Genomic DNA, 20,140 nt, shown 5'->3' with positions numbered 1-20,140 from the left:
TACCGACGCAGCTTACGGTGGTTTGAAGCCTCCACCTGTATGGCGACTTCGAGGGGCCTTCCCTCATCTTTTATGCAGCATAGCTGCACTGGGTGTTGAACACCCGTGCGTGCCTTCGTGGCACACAGTCATCGGCATAACGGATAAGTCGGGCATAACCGGCACAACTCTTTCGATAGATCCTTTCAAACCATAGATCAAGGGCATAGTGCAGATAGATGTTCGCCAACAACGGCGAGATAACACCACGTTGCGGGGTGCCATTATCGCTTATCGTCACACTTCCATCCTCTGACACCCCTGACTTGAGAATACGTTTCACCATGCGTTGAATTCGTTTATTTTCAACCCGATGTGCAAGAAACTTTAACAGCCATCCCTGATTCACGTTGTCGAAAAATCCTTTAATATCCGCTTCAACAATATGATTGATCGGGTTGTTTTCCACTGTCACGCTCAAACCCCTGAGGGCATCATGACAGCTTCGGGCAGGCCGAAATCCGTATGAGTCTGCTATAAAATCCTGCTCATATACAGACTCAAGTATCTGGATAAGACCTGCCTGGACAAGTTTGTCTTCAAAACACGGTATCCCCAAGGGACGCCCTTTGGCACTGCCAGGCTTTGGAATATACTTTCGCCTGACAGCTTGAGGAATATACGCCATCCGATGCAACCGTTCTACCAGACTAGCCAGATTGGTCTCCAGATTTTCGGCGTACAGTTCCTTGGTCATTTTGTCGATGCCGGCAGCCGCATCCTTCCGCAGCCGCTCAAAGCATCCCCGCAATAGCTCCTCGTTCATCAGATGATACAAACTGGTGAACTTAAATCCAGGTTCCTTGCGAGCCTTCTCTGCTATGCGGCGCAATTTTGTTGCCACTGGTTCCCCGCTTCTGTGAACGGCCAGTGTTTCCTTACACCACGCTCCCATGTGTAGCCTCCTTTCCTCCAGCAGAATTACCCGCCTTCTTCGGTACTACGAAGCTATCCGACTCCCTGCGTCTCATTTGCCTTTCTCCCTCTTCAGTCGTCCGGCATACTCTCGATATTCCGAAAGAAACACAGGGCCTCCCGGGTTGCCGTGAAATCATTGTGTCAGACATGCCATGGTCACCGACCCCGGGAAGCAATCATCATCTTGCCTTTAACGAGGATGACTGTGTTGACTTCCATCTGTTGAAAAATGTCGTCCTTCCGACTAGGAAAATTACGGGGCTCAATCCCTTCAACCTTTCGGCTTACGGCCTATCTGCTCGCTATCCTACGCTTAAAACTTTATGTTACCATAAAGCCTCCAAGGACTCGCTACCCGGTGGTTGGCCAACCTTCCGGAACGGGATTCGCACCCGCTTGACTACACGACCTTGCCCGGTCGCACTCAACATCTTTCCACTATATATTGACCTCGTGTCTATAGAAGAGGTGACACTCTGTAGGTGGCTTGTAGCCGTTGCAACGCCACATGTTCTCTCATGATGATCACCAAATGACCTTCTACGTTGTGGTATAATTCGCCACTTATCCTACAAATTCGATAAGTTACACGATACATCTGTCGCCGCTTTAATTCAAATATTTTTCAGAATTCCTGGAGTTTGAATATACTTGCATTGATAGTGGTTTCTTTTTTGTGAAGCCAGGGGAGAAGGCAAGTTGCCAATATTTTGTGCCAAACGGCACAAGCCTAATGTTGCCCTCGGGTTGTCGGGGAGGGGTGCTTTTACGAGCTGGAATAAGAGATAATTTCAGATTATTTTGGACGGCTCACTTAACGTTCTGGATATGAGAGATGCCCATTGGTAGGGGTATATCCCAGAGGAAAAAAATCTGATGTAGAATTATTAAATTATCATTGTGATTAATTATTATAGATTTGGACTATTACCGCGTGAAGGAAATTTTTAGAGTTGTTCTTGAAGAGACTGTAAAGCTGAAGTGGGAGCACTGCCAGGCGTTTTGAGTGCTTTTGCAGCTGACTTGCCGACACCTTCCACTGCACTGGATGTAATGACTGTTTTGCGCAGGAAAGCGTCCCGCTTGAGTCGGTCTTTAAAGTAGATATTTGTTGTAAGGGGTTATTTTTTCTTCATTGTTTTGATATACATCAGTCCTAGAGATAAAGAAATAGGCTGGTACAGCAGGATATTTCTCTGCTGGTAAATACAAATAAGTGAAATATGGCATAAGGAATGGCAGAAATTTGATCACCTCGGTATTGGTTCAACATATTGAGCAAGGCCTCAGGATTATCCCAAAATTTTCAAGGCGAATACTGTCTAGGATTCCCAGTTGTTAAATGGTTGAAAGCCAAAGGTAATGCCCCGCTCGCTGCATCGGTTAATTTTTAACCAGCCTTTACGGGTTTTGATCCGTTCTACCCGTCTGTCACCATAGATCGCAGCAACAACCAACAGTGCGATCAGCAAAAAAACATATGCCATGATGTTCTCCTTAAAAATCGAATATGTGTTTGCTCTATTGAAAACCACCTTAGCATAGGTGGTAGGACAGATAGTGACCGATCAAAAAAACTCATACATACTTTGCGTTACCTGTGTAAGCTCAATTGTCCACAGGCCGCGTTTCCAGCCAGACAGCAACGCTGTCACGTTTGCCCTTGCTGTCGATGAGCGTGATTTGTGTCTTGCCTGGTCCTTGTGGAGTATAGGCTGCAACAGAATCACTGGTGGCGGGACCAAGAGGCCGGCCATTAATCAGCCAGTAAAAAGGTGGGGTTCCGCCGTAGCTCTTTAGTGCAAGGTCGGCTGGATTTTTTGCGGTTTCAGTAAGGTCTAGAGTGCTGCCGTCCACAGGGAAATAAATCTTTGGTTTTCTCGCTGCAAAGGTATCCGGCTGTTCACCAGCAAACCATTGAAGGTGGGGTGGTAATTGATCGTAATTAACCAAAAGGGTACCAGGTGGAGGCGCTGCATCTCCATCCAGGGAGCTTGTCTGGGGCAAACTCGCAAAAACACGGCGCAGAACCGGCACCGCAGTGTTGGCGCCAGTGGTCTCTTTACCGTAACCTCCATCGGGTCGTCCCACCCAGATCCCTACCGTATAGTCGCGGTTATAGCCAACCGCCCACGCATCGCGAAATCCATATGAGGTTCCGGTCTTAAAACGTACTGTATTGCTCCGTCCCCCAATACCCGGCTGGTTGGCAGATGCAGGCAAAGTGGGCAGACTGGCATCCACGTACCACGCTGCAAGCGGTGAGAGCAGTTTTTCGTTTTTAGTAGGCTCTCTTTTGTGAATTGTTTGTAAGGCCAGATAATCGCCATTATTTGCAAGGCCGCTATAGAGAGCTACCAGATCTTGCAGGCTGCAGCCAACTCCGCCAAGGGCAAGCGATAAACCAGGATATTTCTGGTAGTGCAGAGCAACCCCGAGTTGCGAAAAACGGGAAAGCAGGCGCTGAGGACCGACGTGTTCCAACACTTGCACTGCGGGTATATTCAAGGATTGTTGTAATGCCTGCCGTGCTGAGATCCAGCCATGATAGTTGCCGTCAAAGTTGGCTGGCCCATAGGCGTCAAAACGCCGGGGCCTGTCAAGGATTCTGGTTTCAGGGTGGAGGCTCCCTTGTTCAAAGGCAAGGCCATAGATAAAGGGCTTGAGTGTTGAACCTGGTGAACGGATAGCGCGGGTCAAATCGAGCTGGCTGGTTTGAAAGTCACCAGAACCGACATGGACCAATACCTGGCGGGTTTGATTGTCCACCACCAGTAATGCCAGGGTTTTGCCGGATGGTAATTCCTGCTGCACCTGGGCTGCAGTCGCCTCTGCCTTTTTCTGCAACTTATAGTTAAGGGTGGTTGTAATACGATGGTTACCGGCGTATTCCCTTCGCAGGGATTGGCTCAACTGCGGTGCTGAAAATGGTGCAGGGTATCGTTTTGCCGGTATCGGCTGGAGAGCGGCCTGCTGAGCGTCTTCTTTACTCAGCAGGCCTGAATCTCTGAGGCGATGAAGCACTCCCTGACGAGCCCGTTTTGCCCGCAAGGGATGGAGATCCGGACGTCTGCTTTCAGGTGATTGGGGCAGACTGATCAACAGTGCGGCCTGGGAAGGGGTAAAATGGGTTGCAGCTGCGTGAAAATAAAAATGACTTGCTGCTTCGATGCCCTGTATGTTGCCACCATAGGGTGCAAGGCTGAGATACAATTCCAGGATAGCCTGTTTGCTTAGGCTTCGTTCAAGGCGCAGTGCCTGGACCATCTCTACCAGCTTGCCGGCAATTTTCCGGGGACGAGGCTCGAGTAGTCGTACCGTCTGCATGGTAAGAGTAGAGGCGCCTGAGACTACTCTGCCGCTTGCTAAAGTTTGTAAGGTTGCACGTGCAACAGCAAGGAGGTCTACTCCTGGATGCGTCCAGAACCGCTTATCCTCATAAGCCAGGAGCTGGTCGATGAATTCTGGATCGGTTTTCTCCAAACGGGCGGGCAACCTCCAGAATCCATCATCAGTAGTAAAGAGGCGAAGTATCTCCCCCTGCCGGTCGACCACCCTGGTCGACCACGCGACCTCTTCTGGTACCGGTGAGGGGAGAATACGATCCAGGAACCAACATGCACCCAGCAAGAGGGTAAGACCTATACAGGTTACGTGCAGGACACGCCAAACAGGTTTACTTGCCAATGGTTACTTGTCCGGCTTTGGTCCTGGCCCGATACTCTGGTTGATACATATCTTCCACCTCTGATGGCGGCAGGGTGTAGGTCCCGGGAGTGACAGCGCGCACGAGATACGTCAGCCTAAATGTACGACTGCTTGTGTCATACTCGTCCCTGTCCAGAGCCTCCGTGTTAAACGCTGCCACATAGCGATCATCAAGCGCATCTTCGTAAAGAGTCGGGCTGCTCTCTGCCAGCCAGCTGAAGATTGACTCTTGATCTGTGTTTATCGTTGTTTTTTCAATCTCAAACCCTGCGGGCAGTAAGTCTACGATCAGGGCGCGATACTCTTTTGATGCCGCAACTTTGCCCTCCAGTACAACCACAAAAAGATCTCCCTGTTGGCACTCCATATCCATGGCTATCGGTTCACCATCATCATTGTACCACCTGCGTTGCAGACTGAACCCTTTGGCTGCTGCTGGTGGTTCTTGAGCAGGGGATCCCTGGAAAGTGGTCGATACCCAGACAGCGGTTTGACCACTATTGAACAGGCTGGTGGGCGTTGCAAGCTCCTGCCCGCTACGCTGCAGCAGGAAAAAGTCTTTATCCTGAGCAACGGCCTTGCCGCCAACCTCCAGGAGCAGCGGTTGACTTGCCTCCAGGGTAAGAGCCGCCATCACCAACCACGCCTGTTCCTGGGTTGAAAGGTATTGTTTGTTTGCCAGCAGTCTTGTGAGTTCTTCCCAGGCAGCAGCCGGATCAGCAAGGGCGGGATTTGATGCATGCATCACATTGATCGTACCTGCCAGATCACGCAAACGGGTACCATAACTCTGCCAATATTTGGTTTTGCTTCCATCATGCTCTAAGGCCGCAGCATATCCCTTTCTTGCCCGCTCTATATCTCCCTGCAAGGCAAGGGCTCCTGAGAGTTGGGCAAGAGCAAGAGGCGTAAAAGCTGCAGCCGGGTAGTTATCAAACAGGTACCGTACATCCTCTGGTTTTCCCTGTCCAACCCTGGCAAGCACATAATGGGCATACGCCAGTGCTGACAAGTCATCTGGATTTGGCTGGTGAGCTTCAACGACTAGCTGCGTAAGCCACTGTATGCCCTTATTATAAAAATAGTCGGGCACTGCAAAGCCTTGCTCACGAGCTCGGCTGAGAAACTCCATGGCATAAGAAGTCAGCCAGGGTTCTGGAGAACTTCTGTCGGACCAGAGACCAAAGCTGCCATCCATTCGCTGTTTCTGCAGGATGAGATCTATGGCCTCGGCAATCCGTCCAGCAAGGTCCGTGTCCAAGGGATACTGCCATCGCTGAGCGAGGATGTTGGCGTACAGCAGAGGCATCGCTCGACTGGTGAGCTGTTCCAGGCAACCATAAGGATAACGATCAAGCTCTGCCAGCAGGCCCGGGACGTCAAGATTAGGCGTGCTGCTGATACTCACGTCTACTTGCGCGGTTTCCGGATACAATCCTTGGGTGAGTTGTGAATCAACAGTCAGGGTATCGCCCGGATTAAGTCGTGAAAAATTTCTGGTCAACAAGGGAAGGTATTTTCCCCGTACATTGAGCGCAAAGTCGCCGCTGTAGCTGTAGCCTTCCGGGCCGTTGACCTTCACGTGTATTTTTCCTGAGCCGATACTCTGCGCCATGACAGAGAAGTCAACGCTCTTGCGTTTGCCGTGCTGTAAAATGACCTGTTGCCCGGCTTTACCGTTTAACCTGACCGCACCAGAAGATGTGCATTGAATATGGTATTCGCCTTCCGGGCCGTCAATATTTTCCAGCAGCACCTGTATGGTCGAATTGTCGCCTCTTGCGAGAAAACGTGGCAGCGACGGAGACACCACCACAGGATCACTCACGTGGAGATCATCACTGACCGATCCTATTTTGGTTTTGCTCCACGCTACGGCCATCAGGCGCAACCGACCATTAAAATCAGGCAAGGTAAGGGGAATGTTGACGCCCCCTTCATCACTTACCCGTACTCTGCCGGAGAACAATGACACTACCCGAACATTTGATTCGGCTGCACCGCGACGAGAGGTATCTCCGGCACCGGTTCGAAGAGAAAGGGGCCGACTGTCCGGGCCGATAATCAATTGTCCGTAAAGATCACGGATTTCGGTGCCAAGCTGCTGTTTGCCAAAGAAATAGGCCTGTGGATTTGGTGAGACAAAACCTGTCATCTGCAGGACACCTTCATCCACAGCGGCCAAGGTCATGCCGATAGCCTCTCCAGGAGTCCCGCCTTCTATAGTCACCGGAATGTCGATGGTCTGTCGCGGTCTTGTTTTTTCAGGTACCTCCAGGTGTACTCCCAACTGCTTATCTGCTTGATCAACCCCAATCCAGACCAGGCCCATGGCTCTTCCCGCACCTTTCTTGTTGCCGGCACCAGGGCGATACACGGTTACCAGAGCATAGGTACCTGATCCCCATTCGGCCTGCACTGGAATGTCCAGTTCATGGGTCAGAGCATCCAGCTGAAAATGTTGAATGGAATGGACACCGGTTCCGGCAAGAATCAGGCTTGCTTCACCGGAATAAGGAACTTTGATCCGAATATGGGCAGTTTCGCCAACCTTGTACTGTGGCTGTTCAAGTACGAGTTTCACCGCATCTGGAGCGTTGTTTGTCCCCTGCACCTGGTCACCGGCAACAAAACGTCTTGAGGCAAGCAGAGATGAATCTGCGCCGCGTACTTCTAAGCGATACGAACCTTGAGCAACATAGACGGAAAGGGCGGCAGGGGTAGCGATGGTGGCATCAAGTTTTCCTGTTTCCATTTCCAGGTCATTCATGATTCGCTCGTAGCCCCAGTTGCCGTTTTTTATAAACCACTGGTAGTCAACCTCTTCCTCCACCAGACGATAGTGGAAGTCAGCAGCTGGAACAGGTTCGCCATCGGCATCAAGGACGATTATCTCAAAATCGGCATGACTGTTCTCGGCAACATGCTGGTTGGGGAAAAGTTGTTTGATGCCAACATATTTTTGCAGATGTCGTACTGGCAGTGAGGCATGGGCCGTAACAGCTCGCCCGTCCACATCAACCACTCTGGCGTGAACAACCGCCTTAAGCGGCTGTTGGCTGAGTGGTATATCAGGCAGGGTGCAAAGGAGGTTTGCGCTGCCCTTGCTGTCTGTTTCAACGGGGTCAAGATCCACAGCAGGGATATCCAGGCGAGCCCCTTCTCTGCCAAAATAATATCCTTTATATGGGGCAAAGGGGGACGGATCGTGAACCAATTCCATCCTGCCTTCGACCTGAAGTGACGATCCGGGGGAGCCGTAAAGGTAATCTGCCTGCACCTGCAACGCTGCATTGGTCTCGAATCCCACAACACCTGACGGCGTTACTTTGACCTCTAAACGTGGCGGGACAAAGGCCTGGACCTGAAAATTGACCTTGCCCACGGGTTTGTTGTGTACATCCACATACAGAGCTGCCGTCCAATCTCCGGTGCGGGCGGAGTCGGCAAGGGGCTGGGCTGTTGCATAGCTGCCGGTTGCATCTTGAGGCAACAATCGCTCCAGTACAGCTTTACCGTCCGGAGAAAGCAGGCGCAGGGTCAGTGGCGGTCCATCAATCCCACCCCCCTTTTGATCACGAATCAGAGCCACCAGGTTAACCGTTTCACCGGGGCGATACATACCTCTATCACTGTACACATAAGCATCAATGTAGCCAGGAGCCGGACGACCATTGACCCCGCGATCACTGAGATCAAAGGGTGCGCGGCCAAGCTGCAGAAAAGTAAAACCGCGTTCAGGACTCTCTGTAACGAGTAACACGGCCTCCATCCCCCCTTCACCCTCAAGGAGGCCGGGAGCAAAATGAGCTACCCCTTGGTGATCAGTTACAGCAGCTGACAACAGCTTGTTGTTACGGGCATAAAGGGTGACATCAATACCGCTGACAGGTAAGCCGCTTGCCAAACTGCGGGCAACAACGGTCATGCCGTCATCACCTTTATAGGTGGTAAGGCCGACGTCAGTTACCACCAGCCACTGACTTGAACGATCCTGCCATCTTCCAAACTCCTGATCGCCATCATCAGCAACAAGGACATAAAGACCTGGTGTTTGGATAACACTCTTCGGCAGCACTAAAGCACTGGTATGTTCGACGTCTTCCGGCGCTTCAATTTCAGTGTTTCCCTGCCAGACCTTTTCTCCAACTGAGTTGCGTATTTTGTCGAGATTGTACTGATCGAGTTTTTTTCGAAACTTTGAGCGAACGAAATCACTGAGGATATTTCGTTCATAGATGCGATAGAGCTGCAATTCGGCTTTGTTTACGTTGACAGAATGGAGTCCGATACTGGATTGGGATGACATGGGTAAGACGTACGCATTTTGCTCGAACCATATGGCAGGTGAACGATGGTCCGTCTCTATGGTAAGCTGTTTGCTTTCTTGCAGCGTTACCTCGTTTGCTGGTAATCCTTTACGAATGGTGAGAGCATACTGTGTTCCGTACTCGGCGCCACCGATACAAATCTCCCTGCCGTCGACAATAAAGTCTGACTGCAACTCCGGGACTATTCGAATGTAATCGCCATAATAAACACTGGCGTCGTCTACAAGTCGTTCATTAAACCGAAGGCAGAGAGAGGGGTGTTTGCCTTTGATCCTGGAAAAAGAACGATTGAGTTCCAGTACAGGTTGTTGCTCTTGCAGTGAGGTTATTTTTTGCTGTATGAATGCTGTATTCTCTATTTCAAGAAGAGCGTTATAGGCAGTCAGTGCTGCCGGATTCCAATTATTGCTGTAACTTCTTCTCTTCTCAAGGCTTTGAGCGAGTTGGAGTAAGGTGGTTTTTTGCTGCTCAAGATTATCCGGGTTCTGGGAGGCAAGGTACAAGGCCATACTCGCCTCATCCCACTGATTATCACAAGAAGCAGCCTTGGCAATGTTGAGCCAGTCGGCAGTATCTCTCTGCGACTTATATCGGACAGACTGCTTGTAGAGCTTCAGAGCTGTATAGCAGTCTTTTTCCTCCATCATCATTCCGGCAGCCAACCGCATGATTCCGGCTTGTCCTGGTTTGGGGCGTACTCCTTTTTCAATGCCAACCCTTTTTGAATATGCTGCCGCCTCTCTTGCCAGATCTGACCATTCTTCTGACTCTGCATGAACGGTGAAGAAGAATAAAAAAATGAATATTGCCGTGAGTACTACAGATAAATGCTTTAGCATTTAATGCTCTCCAAACCGGTTGAATAATAAAGGTCGGCCCTCAATGGATACCGCAAAAATAGTTTGCAAGAGGATAGTACTGGTGAATAAGCGTAGCGCATCCATCAATACCATCCGCCGGATTCAGCGTGGATGCGCTGCGCTTCTCCACCCTACAGAGTTGCCTGGTATTGGTTGTGTCTGATTTTTTCATAGTACCGCTAATCAACAGGATAAATTCCCGCCGAAACAGATATATCTTGCAGAAAGTACCGCCACTCAGACAGTATACTGTATCAAGTTGTGCGCAGGCTGTGAAATGTATGCCATAATTTTTCCTCAGTAACATTATGGATTGAGTTACTGCAACGGGTACCATTAAAACCACAGCAAACGATACCTTGGTGCAATGATGAGCAAAAGAGAATACTCCAGTTGGTCGGACAAATAGCGTCCCACCAGATAACCAATTGAAATTATTGTGGCAAAATACAAACCGCAGCATTCAAGATTGCTCTTTATTGATCGCAAGATAAGAGAAGGGAGGTATCCAAATTGTTCCTCGCTAGCGGAAGAATGGGAGGTGAGTCCCAAGACCATCCAGAGAAATCTGGAATACATGCGTTATCAGCTTGATGCGCCTCTCCAATATTTGGCCAAAAAACGTGGTTATTATTACCTAAATCCTGCAATTGGAAATTTCGGAGTCTACGCTACCTGCCGAAGATGTGAGGCACCGGAGGCGCAGACGTATAAAAATACTTCAAGCCTTCGGTAACGTAGCAGATTTGGTGAAATTGCCGATCCCGAAGGGCGTTGAAGGTGAGAAAAAATAGGTTCACTCAAACAGTGAATAGAACTTCAAATCAATTGTCTGCTCAATATGTTGTTTTTTAAAGTAGAATTTATTTTTTCTAACATTCGACGTGCAGAATTTAGGTATTACACTGAAGAACAGTATCAGTTGCCGGCCATTGAAATTCGGGAAAGTGATCTGTTTGGGGTGTATTTAGCCGAAAAATTGCTTGTTCAATACGAAGGCTCGCCCATTTACGATAGTCTCTGCTCTGTTTTTAATAAGATTGAAGCGTCCCTGCCTGATAAAATCTCCATGGATCCGGCGACAGAGCAAGCAAAATTCACTGTTATCCCGCCATTCTCTACCACTATTGACGCTGCTGTTTGGGAAACAATGATCAATTGTTTGCGATCATCACAGCAGGTGAAAATCCAATACAAAAACACCCGGAAAAGAACCGGAGATCAGCTCGGATTTCTCATCAATAAAGTTTTTCGCAGGGCAAGGCACAGGCCGCGCAGCAGGTAAGCGCAGACTCCGATAGTAAACTACCGCAAGTGGTTTGTAACGCAGACCCTGCGGAAAAATCTATTGACCCGAAGGGGGTACTTTTTGATTGAAAACGAAAAACATACTGTTAATTGGGCAATTAATTTTTAAGAAATAATATCAATCAGTTGAGTTTAAAGTCAAAAAGTTCATGAGAAATTCGGGCTGAACTCTTGACCCGTATCATGCTGTTCGTTTTGAGGGCGATTGGTACGTGATGGGGTATTGTCACCTGCGTGATGCCATTCGAACATTCAGTTTCTCCAGAATTATAAAAGCGAAAAAGACGGGTAAATCATTTCAGGTTCCTGACGACTTTGATTTTCAAAAATTGACAGGCAGTCATTTCGGTATTCATTGGAGTGATGGCGAAGTCGAGGTGAAAATACGTTTTACAATGCGGGTTGCAGATTATGTCCGTGAGAGGGCATGGCATGTAAGCCAGAAATTGGAGGATTGCGAAAATGGTGATATCATCTTGTCGCTAACTGTAAACCATCTGCTGGAATTAAAGCGTTGGGTCTTATCGTGGGGAAATGATGCTCAGGTATTATCTCCAGATAGTTTTATTCAAGACATCAGGCAAACATTACAGCAAGCAGCGAGAGGATACGAATGATGGGTAATCTGTGCCAGCCGGGTTCATTTGATTCACCGTTGCCGGCAATTTGAAACCCTTGCTGATTGGGCTGGCTTATATAACTCGGCTAAAACAGCGCATCAATGGAAGATCGGTCGTAGTGCTCATGCAATTGCTGATTTCGTTGTGGATCATGATGGGGGCGCTGTTCTCCGGCATCGGATGAGCAGCGTGATAGAGCAGGATCTTGTGCTCGACCGTGCTGTACCTGAATAGGAAGTGCGGTTTGATAAGTTTGGCCGTGGGCGGGTGCATGACCTGGCGATGTTCGGAAGAACAGGGAATAGCCAAGATAGATTTTTGAATAGTTTAGCCAAGCTGCAATGCCTGTGTTGCTTTGGTTCGTATTGTGAGCAAGGTGCTACAGCAGCATAGTTAAAATTGCCCTATCACACCGGCTCCAGAAGCTCCGCTCGTCCATTTTTCACTTTCTTCCTGTATCTACAATCCGAGGCAATCCGCCAACCTTTCAGCAAAAGAGAGCTCCTCGTCGCTCAGTCGGCGTTGGGTCTCCCTATACCCTTCTCAACATCGGAATGCAGGCCCTCCTTGCGCTGGGACAATATCTCTATAGCCTGCTCCCACTCACCAGGCTTGAGCTGGTTTTCTTCGATTATCTCAAAAAACTCTCCCTCGCTCAAGGTCAGGTCTTGAGCCTGGGGATGGTTTTTGCGCAATAGCTTCACTGCCAAGTTGGCCTCCTCAAATCCTGAGGCAGTCAGCCAGGTGATGAGATGGCGATCACCGTCTTTGCAGAATTTGTAGAGTAAATATCGCATGTCCATGTCAATCAGCTCAGTTGTCTTTCTTTCATGTCAATTGTTTTATTATGGATCTCCATTTTAGCAGTATTCATTACAGTTGTCAGTATGACTGTTTCGCAGTGATCGCAGGAAGTGACAATAACCCGCATGAAAGAGCAACTGAGACAGCTTTAAGTCCTGGAGATGACGCTCAAGGTAATCAATCCAATATGATTGAAAAGTCTGGTACTGGATTTTCACCTTCAAATTTAACAATTTTGTTTGAAAAAGCGTGGTTTTTTCTGTGGGGGTTACCTGTTGACATTCTCTTACGATAATGTATATTTTTTATTCTCGAATATTAACTTTTTTAGTCGTTTAAAGGAGAAAAAATGCATAAAATCGACCCTGATGAATGTCAATTTTGTGGCGCATGTATAAGCGCCTGTCCTGCTGATGCAATCTTCAATCCCCCAGGAAAAAATTACTATGAGATAAATGAGAATTGTATTGATTGCGGCGCATGCGAACCCGAATGTGGTTTCAATGCAATTATTACTGACGCTACCGGGTAAATCCAATTTACTTGTCCGGCTGTTTTAGAAACAGACAGTCAAATTTGCAACGGCACCTGAATCCTCTCAGATGTCGTTGTAAATTCAGGCAGAAGTCCCTTGAGGGGTGTCAGCCGGGCAATATCATCATGCTCTATACAACATGTTTTGAAATCGCTGGCGCTGTATGGCTGACTCAAAGGGGGAATAAACAAAGCCAAGGTGTAACATCTCCAACAACAGCTGATTTAACCTTCTCTCCGGCATTTTTAACTGTGTTTGTAAAAGCCCCAGGCTTAACGTGTTTTCTGTAAAGGTAGCTTGGTTTTGCAATGAAATGGATCTCGCTGAAGGCGAGAGGATGGAGAACGTAATTGAGAGGCAGCGACACTTACAATGAATTGCCTCGTTAGAGTATTAAATCACTCTTTGATTCATGCAGTAGTCTTTGCTCTAGCTGTTTTTCTACTTCCTCGCCAAGAGAGATAAACCTTACAGCGAACCAATCATCCATAACTTTTGCGACTTGAGCAGAGATATTGAATTCCGATATGAATTCTTCGTGATCATTAAAATGTATTTTTATGGATAAATCATCACCTAGCTCCGGCAACGATGTGTCTGTTTGAATGGCACAACCGCCTGTTGAGATATCAATCACGACTCCAGTATATTGAATGTCTTTTTTATGGATTTCTACCGGTTGTTTATATAAACGAAATCGTGGTGCGGTTCGTTTTTCAGCCTCCAATAATCTTTTTTCCGCTTCATCAACCGTCGATACATTGATGGGCTTATACCCTTGTGTTCTATCCGTCAGGTTCATGAATTGCCGAAAAACAACACTTTTATCATTCATCACCCTGACAACGGTACCGACCTGATTATCAATGAGAAAGTTCGATATTTTCCTAAAGGTAGGCAGGCCGCTCAGCGAGGCGATAGTGCATTGGGAAAGGTCTGTAATAACGCTAAAACCTGGTGATAGATCAGCAACGCAAAATCTGATATCAGTGTACAGGTTGTCTAGATCTGGTTTGGTTAACTTTCTGCCAATCCTTATATACAGTCGATTATGATTTGTGTCAGCTCTGGCATGACTTGTTTGCTTACTCATATAATATAATTATTGCAGTACCTCTTCAGCAGCACTCCAACTCTCCATGATACGCCCCCAGTATACAGATGTATCGAGGTCGGGGCTTATTTGCTAATCGGTCAGCTTGTGAACATTAGGAGCATTGCTGTATAGTTCGGGGTAAATTAACAGCTTTTAGATTTTCGCTGAACAGTTACTTGTTGAAAAGGTAACGAATAAGAATTTTTTATTAAATGCCATTATAGGTTCTGGGAATATAAAAAGCAATTCAAGTCCGATATGGCGTGCCGAATGGTTGAGTTGTAATGCAGGGTGCTGCTTTTTTCTCTATTTCAAGAAGAGCGTTATAGGCAGTTAATGCTGCTGGATTCCAATTGTCCCGGTAATTTTTTCTCCATCATCATTGCTTCTCCGGTGCGATTTGCGCAGCTGCCCTGAACATCGAAAAAATACATGATAGTGAAACAAAGGGCAATTGAAATCAAAGCTAACAATACCTTCGTGCAACGAGACGATAAATAGAATACTTTACTAAGTCTATAGAAAGCTAATTTGCTAAAATGGTGCTTTATTGAGATTTGCAGCTGTAAGATTTAGTCTGAATTTCTCTCGGAAAAAAGTTTATGAATCTGGTATCCAAAAATAAGTTTTTGGACAGCTTAAAACAGAGACGATGGCAGTATGCAATTTTTGGCATCTTGCTCAGTTTCATAGGTCCGTTAGGAGAGTTGGTTTTTGTCAAAACTTTTTCGGGATTAATAAAAGATTCCTCTTTTTTAACGTTGATTTATGCTGAGTTTTTAACCTTGGTCGCCTTTAGTATTTTTGGCTTCATTCTTGGGAAACACACTGAAAAGATCGAACAGCTGGCATTTCGCGATAAACTTACAGGTCTCTATAATCGCCATTATCTGATTGAACAGCTGAACGAGTTGATGGCTTTGCATAAACGATATCAAGAAAGATTCAGTCTTATTATGCTGGATTTAGATCAGTTCAAAAGAGTAAATGATTCGTATGGCCATGCCGTTGGTGATAAAACTCTGCAAGCCACCGCATCTTGTATTATGAAGGAAATAAGGGAAACGGATTTTGGTAGTCGGTTTGGCGGTGAAGAATTTATTGTTGTTTGCCCCCATACAAGCGTAAACGATTGCTACGAACTTGCAGAGCGTATTCGAACCACCATTGAAGAATTGCGCTCAGATAACTTAGGCTTTCCAGGTCCTCAGACTATTTCTGCGGGAGTTTTCGAAGTATCCTCGAATCAGGAGCTATCGTTGTCACAAATATTGAATAAAGCAGATCAAGCGCTGTATCGTGCAAAAAAAGAAGGCCGCAACAGAGTTGCTGTTTATCGAGCTTAGTCTATCCACATTTCCTGGAAAGCTTTTCAAGGTTGAAAAGACTGAACAAGAGGGACACCGTATAGCTCAAAAATGCCCTTACTCAGCAGATCAGGGCTTTTGGGGAGTATGTGGTGCGCGATCCACTGGAGGATTATTGGGGAGCGTCGAGGCAGTTAGACACCAAAATAAGCGATGCTTTTAGGCAACGTCGACCCCTTGTCCAATCTGTAAGGCTGCAATACGGGCTGGGTGGTTCTTGGTTGAAATGCACCACCAAAGTTGGTGCATATGCACCAACTTTGCACTTTTTCCCTTCAAATAATTAATTGTCCGTAAGATGGAAAATCCAACTGTAAACAAATGGTTGCAAAATTTATTTTTTTTTAGTTAGGGTATAGAATATGCTTGGTTGTTTGAAATCGTTATCTATGGTGCATTAGAAAGCAGAGAAGTTGGAAACATTACCAACTCACAGGTCATTGCCTTTGAGCCAAGGTTTTTCCTGTGATTTCGGCACAAGCAAGTCGGCAAAGCGATATGCTGTTTTTGCTGTTTTCCGGGCACTCAGATTTCAAGTCCGAAGCATTATATGATGCCTCGGGCTATAACTAAATGGTCCCTGATGGGACCTCGTTCAAAGAAGGGGTTTTGCAAGATGGCTAAAGGTACAGTAAAGTGGTTTAATGATTCAAAAGGTTTTGGTTTTATCGAGCAGGAAGACGGCAAGGATGTTTTTGTTCATCATTCCGCAATTCAGTCAGATGGTTTCAGGTCCCTTGAGGAAGGCGCAAGTGTGACCTTCGATGTTGTCGACGGTCCAAAGGGACCCGCTGCAGAGAACGTTGTTAAGCAGTAAAAAATATTTTCTATCGACTTTGACAAAGACCCAGCATATTGCTGGGTCTTTTTCGTTAGACATGAAGCAAACATAAGGACGGATAAGGGCCGAAGCGTTAAGTATGAGACAGCATTATTGTGTATTATTTCCTGTCGTTGAGCAGTTGCAAAGAAACTTACTGACAATATTTATTAATAAATACTCTCAATGCTCTTTTCTCAAAATCGGAAAGGTACAAAAATTTCAGGCCATACCTCGCAGGGGCGCCGCAGAAGACAACCTGTGATAGAAGAGAACTGAAAATCACATCATGATTTGCAAAAATTAAATCAATACGGAGACTTTTGGACGTCATATCATTCTTTACGCCTTCTGCGTAAAACCCTAAACCTCCCTCGCTTAGATCTCTTACGGTAGGGGCACCCTCTATTGTATCTCCCTTAAAGTCTATGAGTACATCTTCACCTACCTTTATTGGGTATCGGTCATGTTTCCGGCGATCCACAGGCTGTAGATAATTATCCATGACAAGTCCTCATCTATGCAAATGTTGAATTAATTTTGGAGTGGATTAATACCGCAATTACATGAAAATAGTATATGGCCTTTGGTATTGAGAAAACAAGGGAAAAGGGCGGTAGTTGATCATATCAGCAAAAAAAGACCTCCACTAAAAAGATGAAATGCGAGAACCGAAAATATCCTCGATACAGAGGCTCCAGAGAGAACCATATACGCGCCATGGCATCCAATATTATGGAGTCATGCGCAATGTTTTGTAAGGCAATTTTTGAAATACTACATGTCGTTTAACTATATTGAATTATTGATACTTCAAATCAAGTATGCATAGCATGTTTCATGCCACTAATAAAAGTTTATTCTCGCTGACTAGTATTCCACTGTAATTAAACTCTAAGATTATGTTTTGTTAAACGTTTCTGAAATAAATGGTGCCGTGGCAAGAAAAAGTGGTGCATTTGGAGCAATTATGGTGGTTCTTTTCAACCAAGAACCACAGCACCCCTATTACTATTTGTATGTTAGGTCAGGGGCCGATGTTGCCCAAAAATAGTGGTCGTCTTGGCGGCAAAAAGGCCTGTGAGATGTCTGAATCAGGCATCAGTTAAGTCAAAATAATTCAATGTCGAGAGATAGTTATTGATATGGATTATAATCAATTTGTCTATATTTGAGCCTGACAGTCGATAATCCGGAAAAGGTTAAGTGGTTTCTCTTCCTATCAGACAATTACATTGTTAACTTCGTCAACGAATTCCCCTTTTTCAAAGCGACCGGCGTTGCAATTTGTTCTTCATTATTGTGTTGATCCGGGTGTGTACCTTTCATAAGTGCGGAAACAGAGTTTTTATCAACAGATGTATCACTTGTAACATCCATGTGAAGCGCTTGAATAATGGCACCAAGATATGGCCCGGTTCTGATCGTATGGATGGTTGTACTTTCCTCAATTGCCTGGTGAAGGGCCGGATCTGTCAAGCGATGATCATAAGTATCAGTAATAAAAACCGCATCAAGTTCACTTTCATCTATCTTGTCGACAGAGGCGCTGGGAGGTTCTCTCTTTTTATCATCAATTGTAAAAAGACCGCTGGTGGCAAAAAGGGAGACTGATCTGGCCCCTAACTTCTTTAACAGAGCCGCACTCTCACATGCCGTGTCGCCGGAGCTAATCATATCTTCGAATATGGCTACATCTTTTCCTGTTACTTCTTCGCTCACTCCTTTGATACGAATCTTGCCCGTAGCTTTATCTCTATCTTTCAGTCCTTGTGGCCAGTCATCCTGGTTATAGTTTCGTTGCTGCAGGCCCAGAATATTGTAAAGACATGCGCGGAAATTACGACTAATGCGCTTCACCCCTCCTGCATCCGCATGAGCAAAAAGGAGACCTTGTTTTCTGACAAAACCATTTTCGATCATGCTGTTCAGTTGAACGGCATAAGGGAAAGCAAAATGCGCAATCGTACAATCTTTAACAGGGCTTCCTGTATCAAGGAACTTTTCTCGCGTCAGCCCGGCGTTATGAGGATCTGCAATAACTACGCTTTCGCAATGAGCACGAAGTGTTTCGATGGTGTCTGTAAGAGCAGGAGAATTCCTTTCATCCCAAATATCATCTGATCTGCCATACCACATGTACGGGAGAAAAAGCGTTACATGCTTTGCTCCTGCACGGCTTGCAGCCCGCATAAGAAGACGAGCCTCTTTTTCCTGTTTGTTCGAATCACCTGCAGCAGAGGCGACAACTACGACCTCGTAGCCACGCACATTTTCTTCTATGGTCGTTTGAATTTCTTTGTCTTTAAACTGCTTGTATGTCATTTTGACAACACGTGTCTCCAGGTAATCTGCAATTTCTTTAGACAGGTGCTGACTACTGAAGCCTGAAGCTATAACTGGTTTGGGTTTGTTGGTGTAGTTTGTCATTGTTCTCTATGCTCCTAATTAAATCAGGTAATTTTTTTATATCTGAAAAAGGGCAAAGAAAAAGAAAACCTTCTGGGTTTTCCAGTAGCATGAAGTAAAGTTGAGACAATAGTGCTCACTCTGTTTGAAAAAATTTCATCCCATCTCTGGTTGTTCGACCAGCTCCTTTCATCTTAATTCTAGAAATTTCATTCGCCAGAAAAATCCTGCTGTTTTATGTGGTTTCTGTGTCAACAATTCAAGGCAAATCACTGTCCTTTCAGCAACGTAGAGATCTTTGTTGCATATTAGGCGTTGAACTTCTTTATACATCTCTCACCATAGCAGGCTCACCGTCGGATCAAGCTTATATTTGAATTGTCGGATTTGGGTTTGTCTTCTCTCTTGCAGGTATTGGACCAGCTCTGAGCGGCTACACCAGAAGAAGAGTCGCCAGGGCTTTGCCTGGTCGGATTGCCCTCCAACAAGGCAACTCAGGATGTTTCCCACAAAGGCCGTCATTTGACAATGCATCGTTCCCTATGTATACTAGAGGGGTTCTGCTGTCCGCCCTGTGTGTTGGTTTCCGTTGTAATTCTCTTTATATCAGTATGTTGGGTGTTGGTTGTGGCTAGGCGTCAGTGAGGGCGGATAAGGTGAATATGTATTTTTTATATCGTTTCCGATGAATTAAGAGGCTGCATTGATAGACCCATTACTAAGAAATAAAGAGCTACATGTCTCTGATAGCGTACTGATCAGTCTACGACGTATTATTCAAGCCATTGATCTGCAATCTCGGCAATTGGTCCGACAACATGGGATTACAACGCCACAATTGTTGGTGCTGAAACAGATAAATGCGGAAGGGGGTATCTCGGTAAGTAAGTTGGCCGACGAGATTAGTCTGAAGCAGGCTACTGTCACGGATATATTGAATCGTCTTGAGCGCAAAAATCTTGTTTGCCGTGAACGGGATAACCTGGATCGAAGAAGGGTGCTGTTAAAAGAGACAGATGAAGGGCGTAAACTGCTTGAAGCGGCTCCATCGCCTTTGCAGGAAACTTTCCTGCAAAAATTTGACGAGCAGGAGCCATGGAAACAAACCATGATTTTGACCTCTCTCCAGTTGTTGGAATCTTTGATGGTTGAAAAAAGAGTCCCTGCGGCACCGATTCTTTCCACCGGAGATATAATGGAGTCGGTTGAAGTAAAAGGTGAAAGGACAGGTGCTCACGGTTCAGAGAACGGTCAAGGTTGAGCAGGAACCCTTCATACAGCTGATAGTTCAGCAATAAAGATCGGCCCGTGTTTTTGCATACAAC

General features: G+C 46.3%; 14 protein-coding genes and 1 pseudogene. 7 read left to right on the top strand and 8 right to left on the bottom strand.

Features of this window, described 5'->3' with window-relative positions; all coding sequences use genetic code 11:
* Nucleotides 1–70: 70 nt before the first annotated feature.
* The 4 genes from JWH17_RS13250 to JWH17_RS13235 form a co-directional block, all read right to left on the bottom strand.
* Nucleotides 71–934, bottom strand: a complete 864-nt coding sequence (locus JWH17_RS13250) for a reverse transcriptase domain-containing protein (RefSeq protein WP_205223102.1) — start codon at nt 932–934, stop codon at nt 71–73.
* A 1,345-nt stretch (nt 935–2,279) separates the two neighbouring features.
* Nucleotides 2,280–2,444: a hypothetical protein gene (locus tag JWH17_RS13245; protein ID WP_205223101.1), complete on the bottom strand. Its 165-nt coding sequence runs from the start codon at nt 2,442–2,444 to the stop codon at nt 2,280–2,282.
* 121 nt (nt 2,445–2,565) lie between these two features.
* Complete coding sequence (gene pbpC / locus JWH17_RS13240; RefSeq protein WP_205223100.1) at nt 2,566–4,644, bottom strand: penicillin-binding protein 1C; 2,079 nt, start codon at nt 4,642–4,644, stop codon at nt 2,566–2,568.
* A complete protein-coding gene (locus JWH17_RS13235) occupies nt 4,634–9,835 on the bottom strand; it encodes an alpha-2-macroglobulin family protein (RefSeq protein ID WP_205223099.1) in 5,202 nt (1,733 codons plus the stop codon). The genes pbpC and JWH17_RS13235 overlap by 11 nt, the downstream gene beginning before the upstream one ends.
* 862 nt (nt 9,836–10,697) lie before the next feature.
* Between JWH17_RS13235 and JWH17_RS13230 the strand changes: the two genes are divergently transcribed.
* The 3 genes and pseudogenes from JWH17_RS13230 to JWH17_RS24995 all read left to right on the top strand — a co-directional run bounded on the left by JWH17_RS13230 (nt 10,698) and on the right by JWH17_RS24995 (nt 11,781).
* Entirely contained in the window at nt 10,698–11,141 is a 444-nt protein-coding gene (locus tag JWH17_RS13230; protein WP_205223098.1) for a hypothetical protein, read from the top strand.
* Between the two features lie 202 nt (nt 11,142–11,343).
* Nucleotides 11,344–11,430: pseudogene (locus JWH17_RS25000) on the top strand (WYL domain-containing protein); the annotation flags it as partial.
* A gap of 111 nt (nt 11,431–11,541) precedes the next feature.
* On the top strand, nt 11,542–11,781 hold the full coding sequence (locus tag JWH17_RS24995) for a WYL domain-containing protein (protein WP_499776913.1): 240 nt from the start codon (nt 11,542–11,544) through the stop codon (nt 11,779–11,781).
* A gap of 515 nt (nt 11,782–12,296) precedes the next feature.
* On the opposite strand, the gene JWH17_RS13220 is transcribed toward JWH17_RS24995, so the two are convergent.
* A complete protein-coding gene (locus JWH17_RS13220) occupies nt 12,297–12,587 on the bottom strand; it encodes a hypothetical protein (protein ID WP_205223097.1) in 291 nt (96 codons plus the stop codon).
* 350 nt (nt 12,588–12,937) lie between these two features.
* Here JWH17_RS13220 and JWH17_RS13215 point away from each other — a divergent pair, with 350 nt between their 5' ends.
* Complete coding sequence (locus tag JWH17_RS13215; RefSeq protein WP_205223096.1) at nt 12,938–13,120, top strand: ferredoxin family protein; 183 nt, start codon at nt 12,938–12,940, stop codon at nt 13,118–13,120.
* Nucleotides 13,121–13,508: 388 nt separating this feature from the next.
* On the opposite strand, the gene JWH17_RS13210 is transcribed toward JWH17_RS13215, so the two are convergent.
* On the bottom strand, nt 13,509–14,216 hold the full coding sequence (locus tag JWH17_RS13210) for a PilZ domain-containing protein (RefSeq protein WP_205223095.1): 708 nt from the start codon (nt 14,214–14,216) through the stop codon (nt 13,509–13,511).
* A gap of 605 nt (nt 14,217–14,821) precedes the next feature.
* On the opposite strand from JWH17_RS13210, the gene JWH17_RS13205 reads away from it, so the two are divergent.
* Both JWH17_RS13205 and JWH17_RS13200 read left to right on the top strand, forming a co-directional pair.
* On the top strand, nt 14,822–15,565 hold the full coding sequence (locus JWH17_RS13205; RefSeq protein ID WP_205223094.1) for a GGDEF domain-containing protein: 744 nt from the start codon (nt 14,822–14,824) through the stop codon (nt 15,563–15,565).
* 637 nt (nt 15,566–16,202) lie between these two features.
* A complete protein-coding gene (locus JWH17_RS13200) occupies nt 16,203–16,403 on the top strand; it encodes a cold-shock protein (protein ID WP_205223093.1) in 201 nt (66 codons plus the stop codon).
* A 157-nt stretch (nt 16,404–16,560) separates the two neighbouring features.
* On the opposite strand, the gene JWH17_RS13195 is transcribed toward JWH17_RS13200, so the two are convergent.
* Nucleotides 16,561–16,911: a PilZ domain-containing protein gene (locus JWH17_RS13195; protein ID WP_205223092.1), complete on the bottom strand. Its 351-nt coding sequence runs from the start codon at nt 16,909–16,911 to the stop codon at nt 16,561–16,563.
* A gap of 725 nt (nt 16,912–17,636) precedes the next feature.
* The gene (prs, locus tag JWH17_RS13190) at nt 17,637–18,836 is read right to left on the bottom strand and encodes a ribose-phosphate diphosphokinase (protein WP_205223091.1); all 1,200 of its coding nucleotides are present in this window, start codon (nt 18,834–18,836) and stop codon (nt 17,637–17,639) included.
* Nucleotides 18,837–19,518: 682 nt separating this feature from the next.
* On the opposite strand from prs, the gene JWH17_RS13185 reads away from it, so the two are divergent.
* Complete coding sequence (locus JWH17_RS13185; protein ID WP_205223090.1) at nt 19,519–20,076, top strand: MarR family winged helix-turn-helix transcriptional regulator; 558 nt, start codon at nt 19,519–19,521, stop codon at nt 20,074–20,076.
* Nucleotides 20,077–20,140 lie beyond the last annotated feature (64 nt).

The sequence above is a fragment of the Desulfogranum marinum genome, from assembly GCF_016918565.1.
Taxonomy (GTDB): Bacteria; Desulfobacterota; Desulfobulbia; order Desulfobulbales; family Desulfobulbaceae; genus Desulfogranum; species Desulfogranum marinum.
This window is presented reverse-complemented; position numbering and strand designations above follow the sequence as displayed.

Bases quoted from the DNA above. Each gene is read 5' to 3' on its own strand.
- JWH17_RS13250 (WP_205223102.1), bottom strand. From the start codon at position 934: ATGGGAGCGTGGTGTAAGGAAACACTGGCCGTTCACAGAAGCGGGGAA.
- JWH17_RS13245 (WP_205223101.1), bottom strand. From the start codon at position 2,444: ATGGCATATGTTTTTTTGCTGATCGCACTGTTGGTTGTTGCTGCGATC.
- JWH17_RS13235 (WP_205223099.1), bottom strand. From the start codon at position 9,835: ATGCTAAAGCATTTATCTGTAGTACTCACGGCAATATTCATTTTTTTA.
- JWH17_RS13230 (WP_205223098.1), top strand. From the start codon at position 10,698: ATGTTGTTTTTTAAAGTAGAATTTATTTTTTCTAACATTCGACGTGCA.
- JWH17_RS13220 (WP_205223097.1), bottom strand. From the start codon at position 12,587: ATGGACATGCGATATTTACTCTACAAATTCTGCAAAGACGGTGATCGC.
- JWH17_RS13215 (WP_205223096.1), top strand. From the start codon at position 12,938: ATGCATAAAATCGACCCTGATGAATGTCAATTTTGTGGCGCATGTATA.
- JWH17_RS13210 (WP_205223095.1), bottom strand. From the start codon at position 14,216: ATGAGTAAGCAAACAAGTCATGCCAGAGCTGACACAAATCATAATCGA.
- JWH17_RS13205 (WP_205223094.1), top strand. From the start codon at position 14,822: ATGAATCTGGTATCCAAAAATAAGTTTTTGGACAGCTTAAAACAGAGA.
- JWH17_RS13200 (WP_205223093.1), top strand. From the start codon at position 16,203: ATGGCTAAAGGTACAGTAAAGTGGTTTAATGATTCAAAAGGTTTTGGT.
- JWH17_RS13195 (WP_205223092.1), bottom strand. From the start codon at position 16,911: ATGGATAATTATCTACAGCCTGTGGATCGCCGGAAACATGACCGATAC.
- prs (WP_205223091.1), bottom strand. From the start codon at position 18,836: ATGACAAACTACACCAACAAACCCAAACCAGTTATAGCTTCAGGCTTC.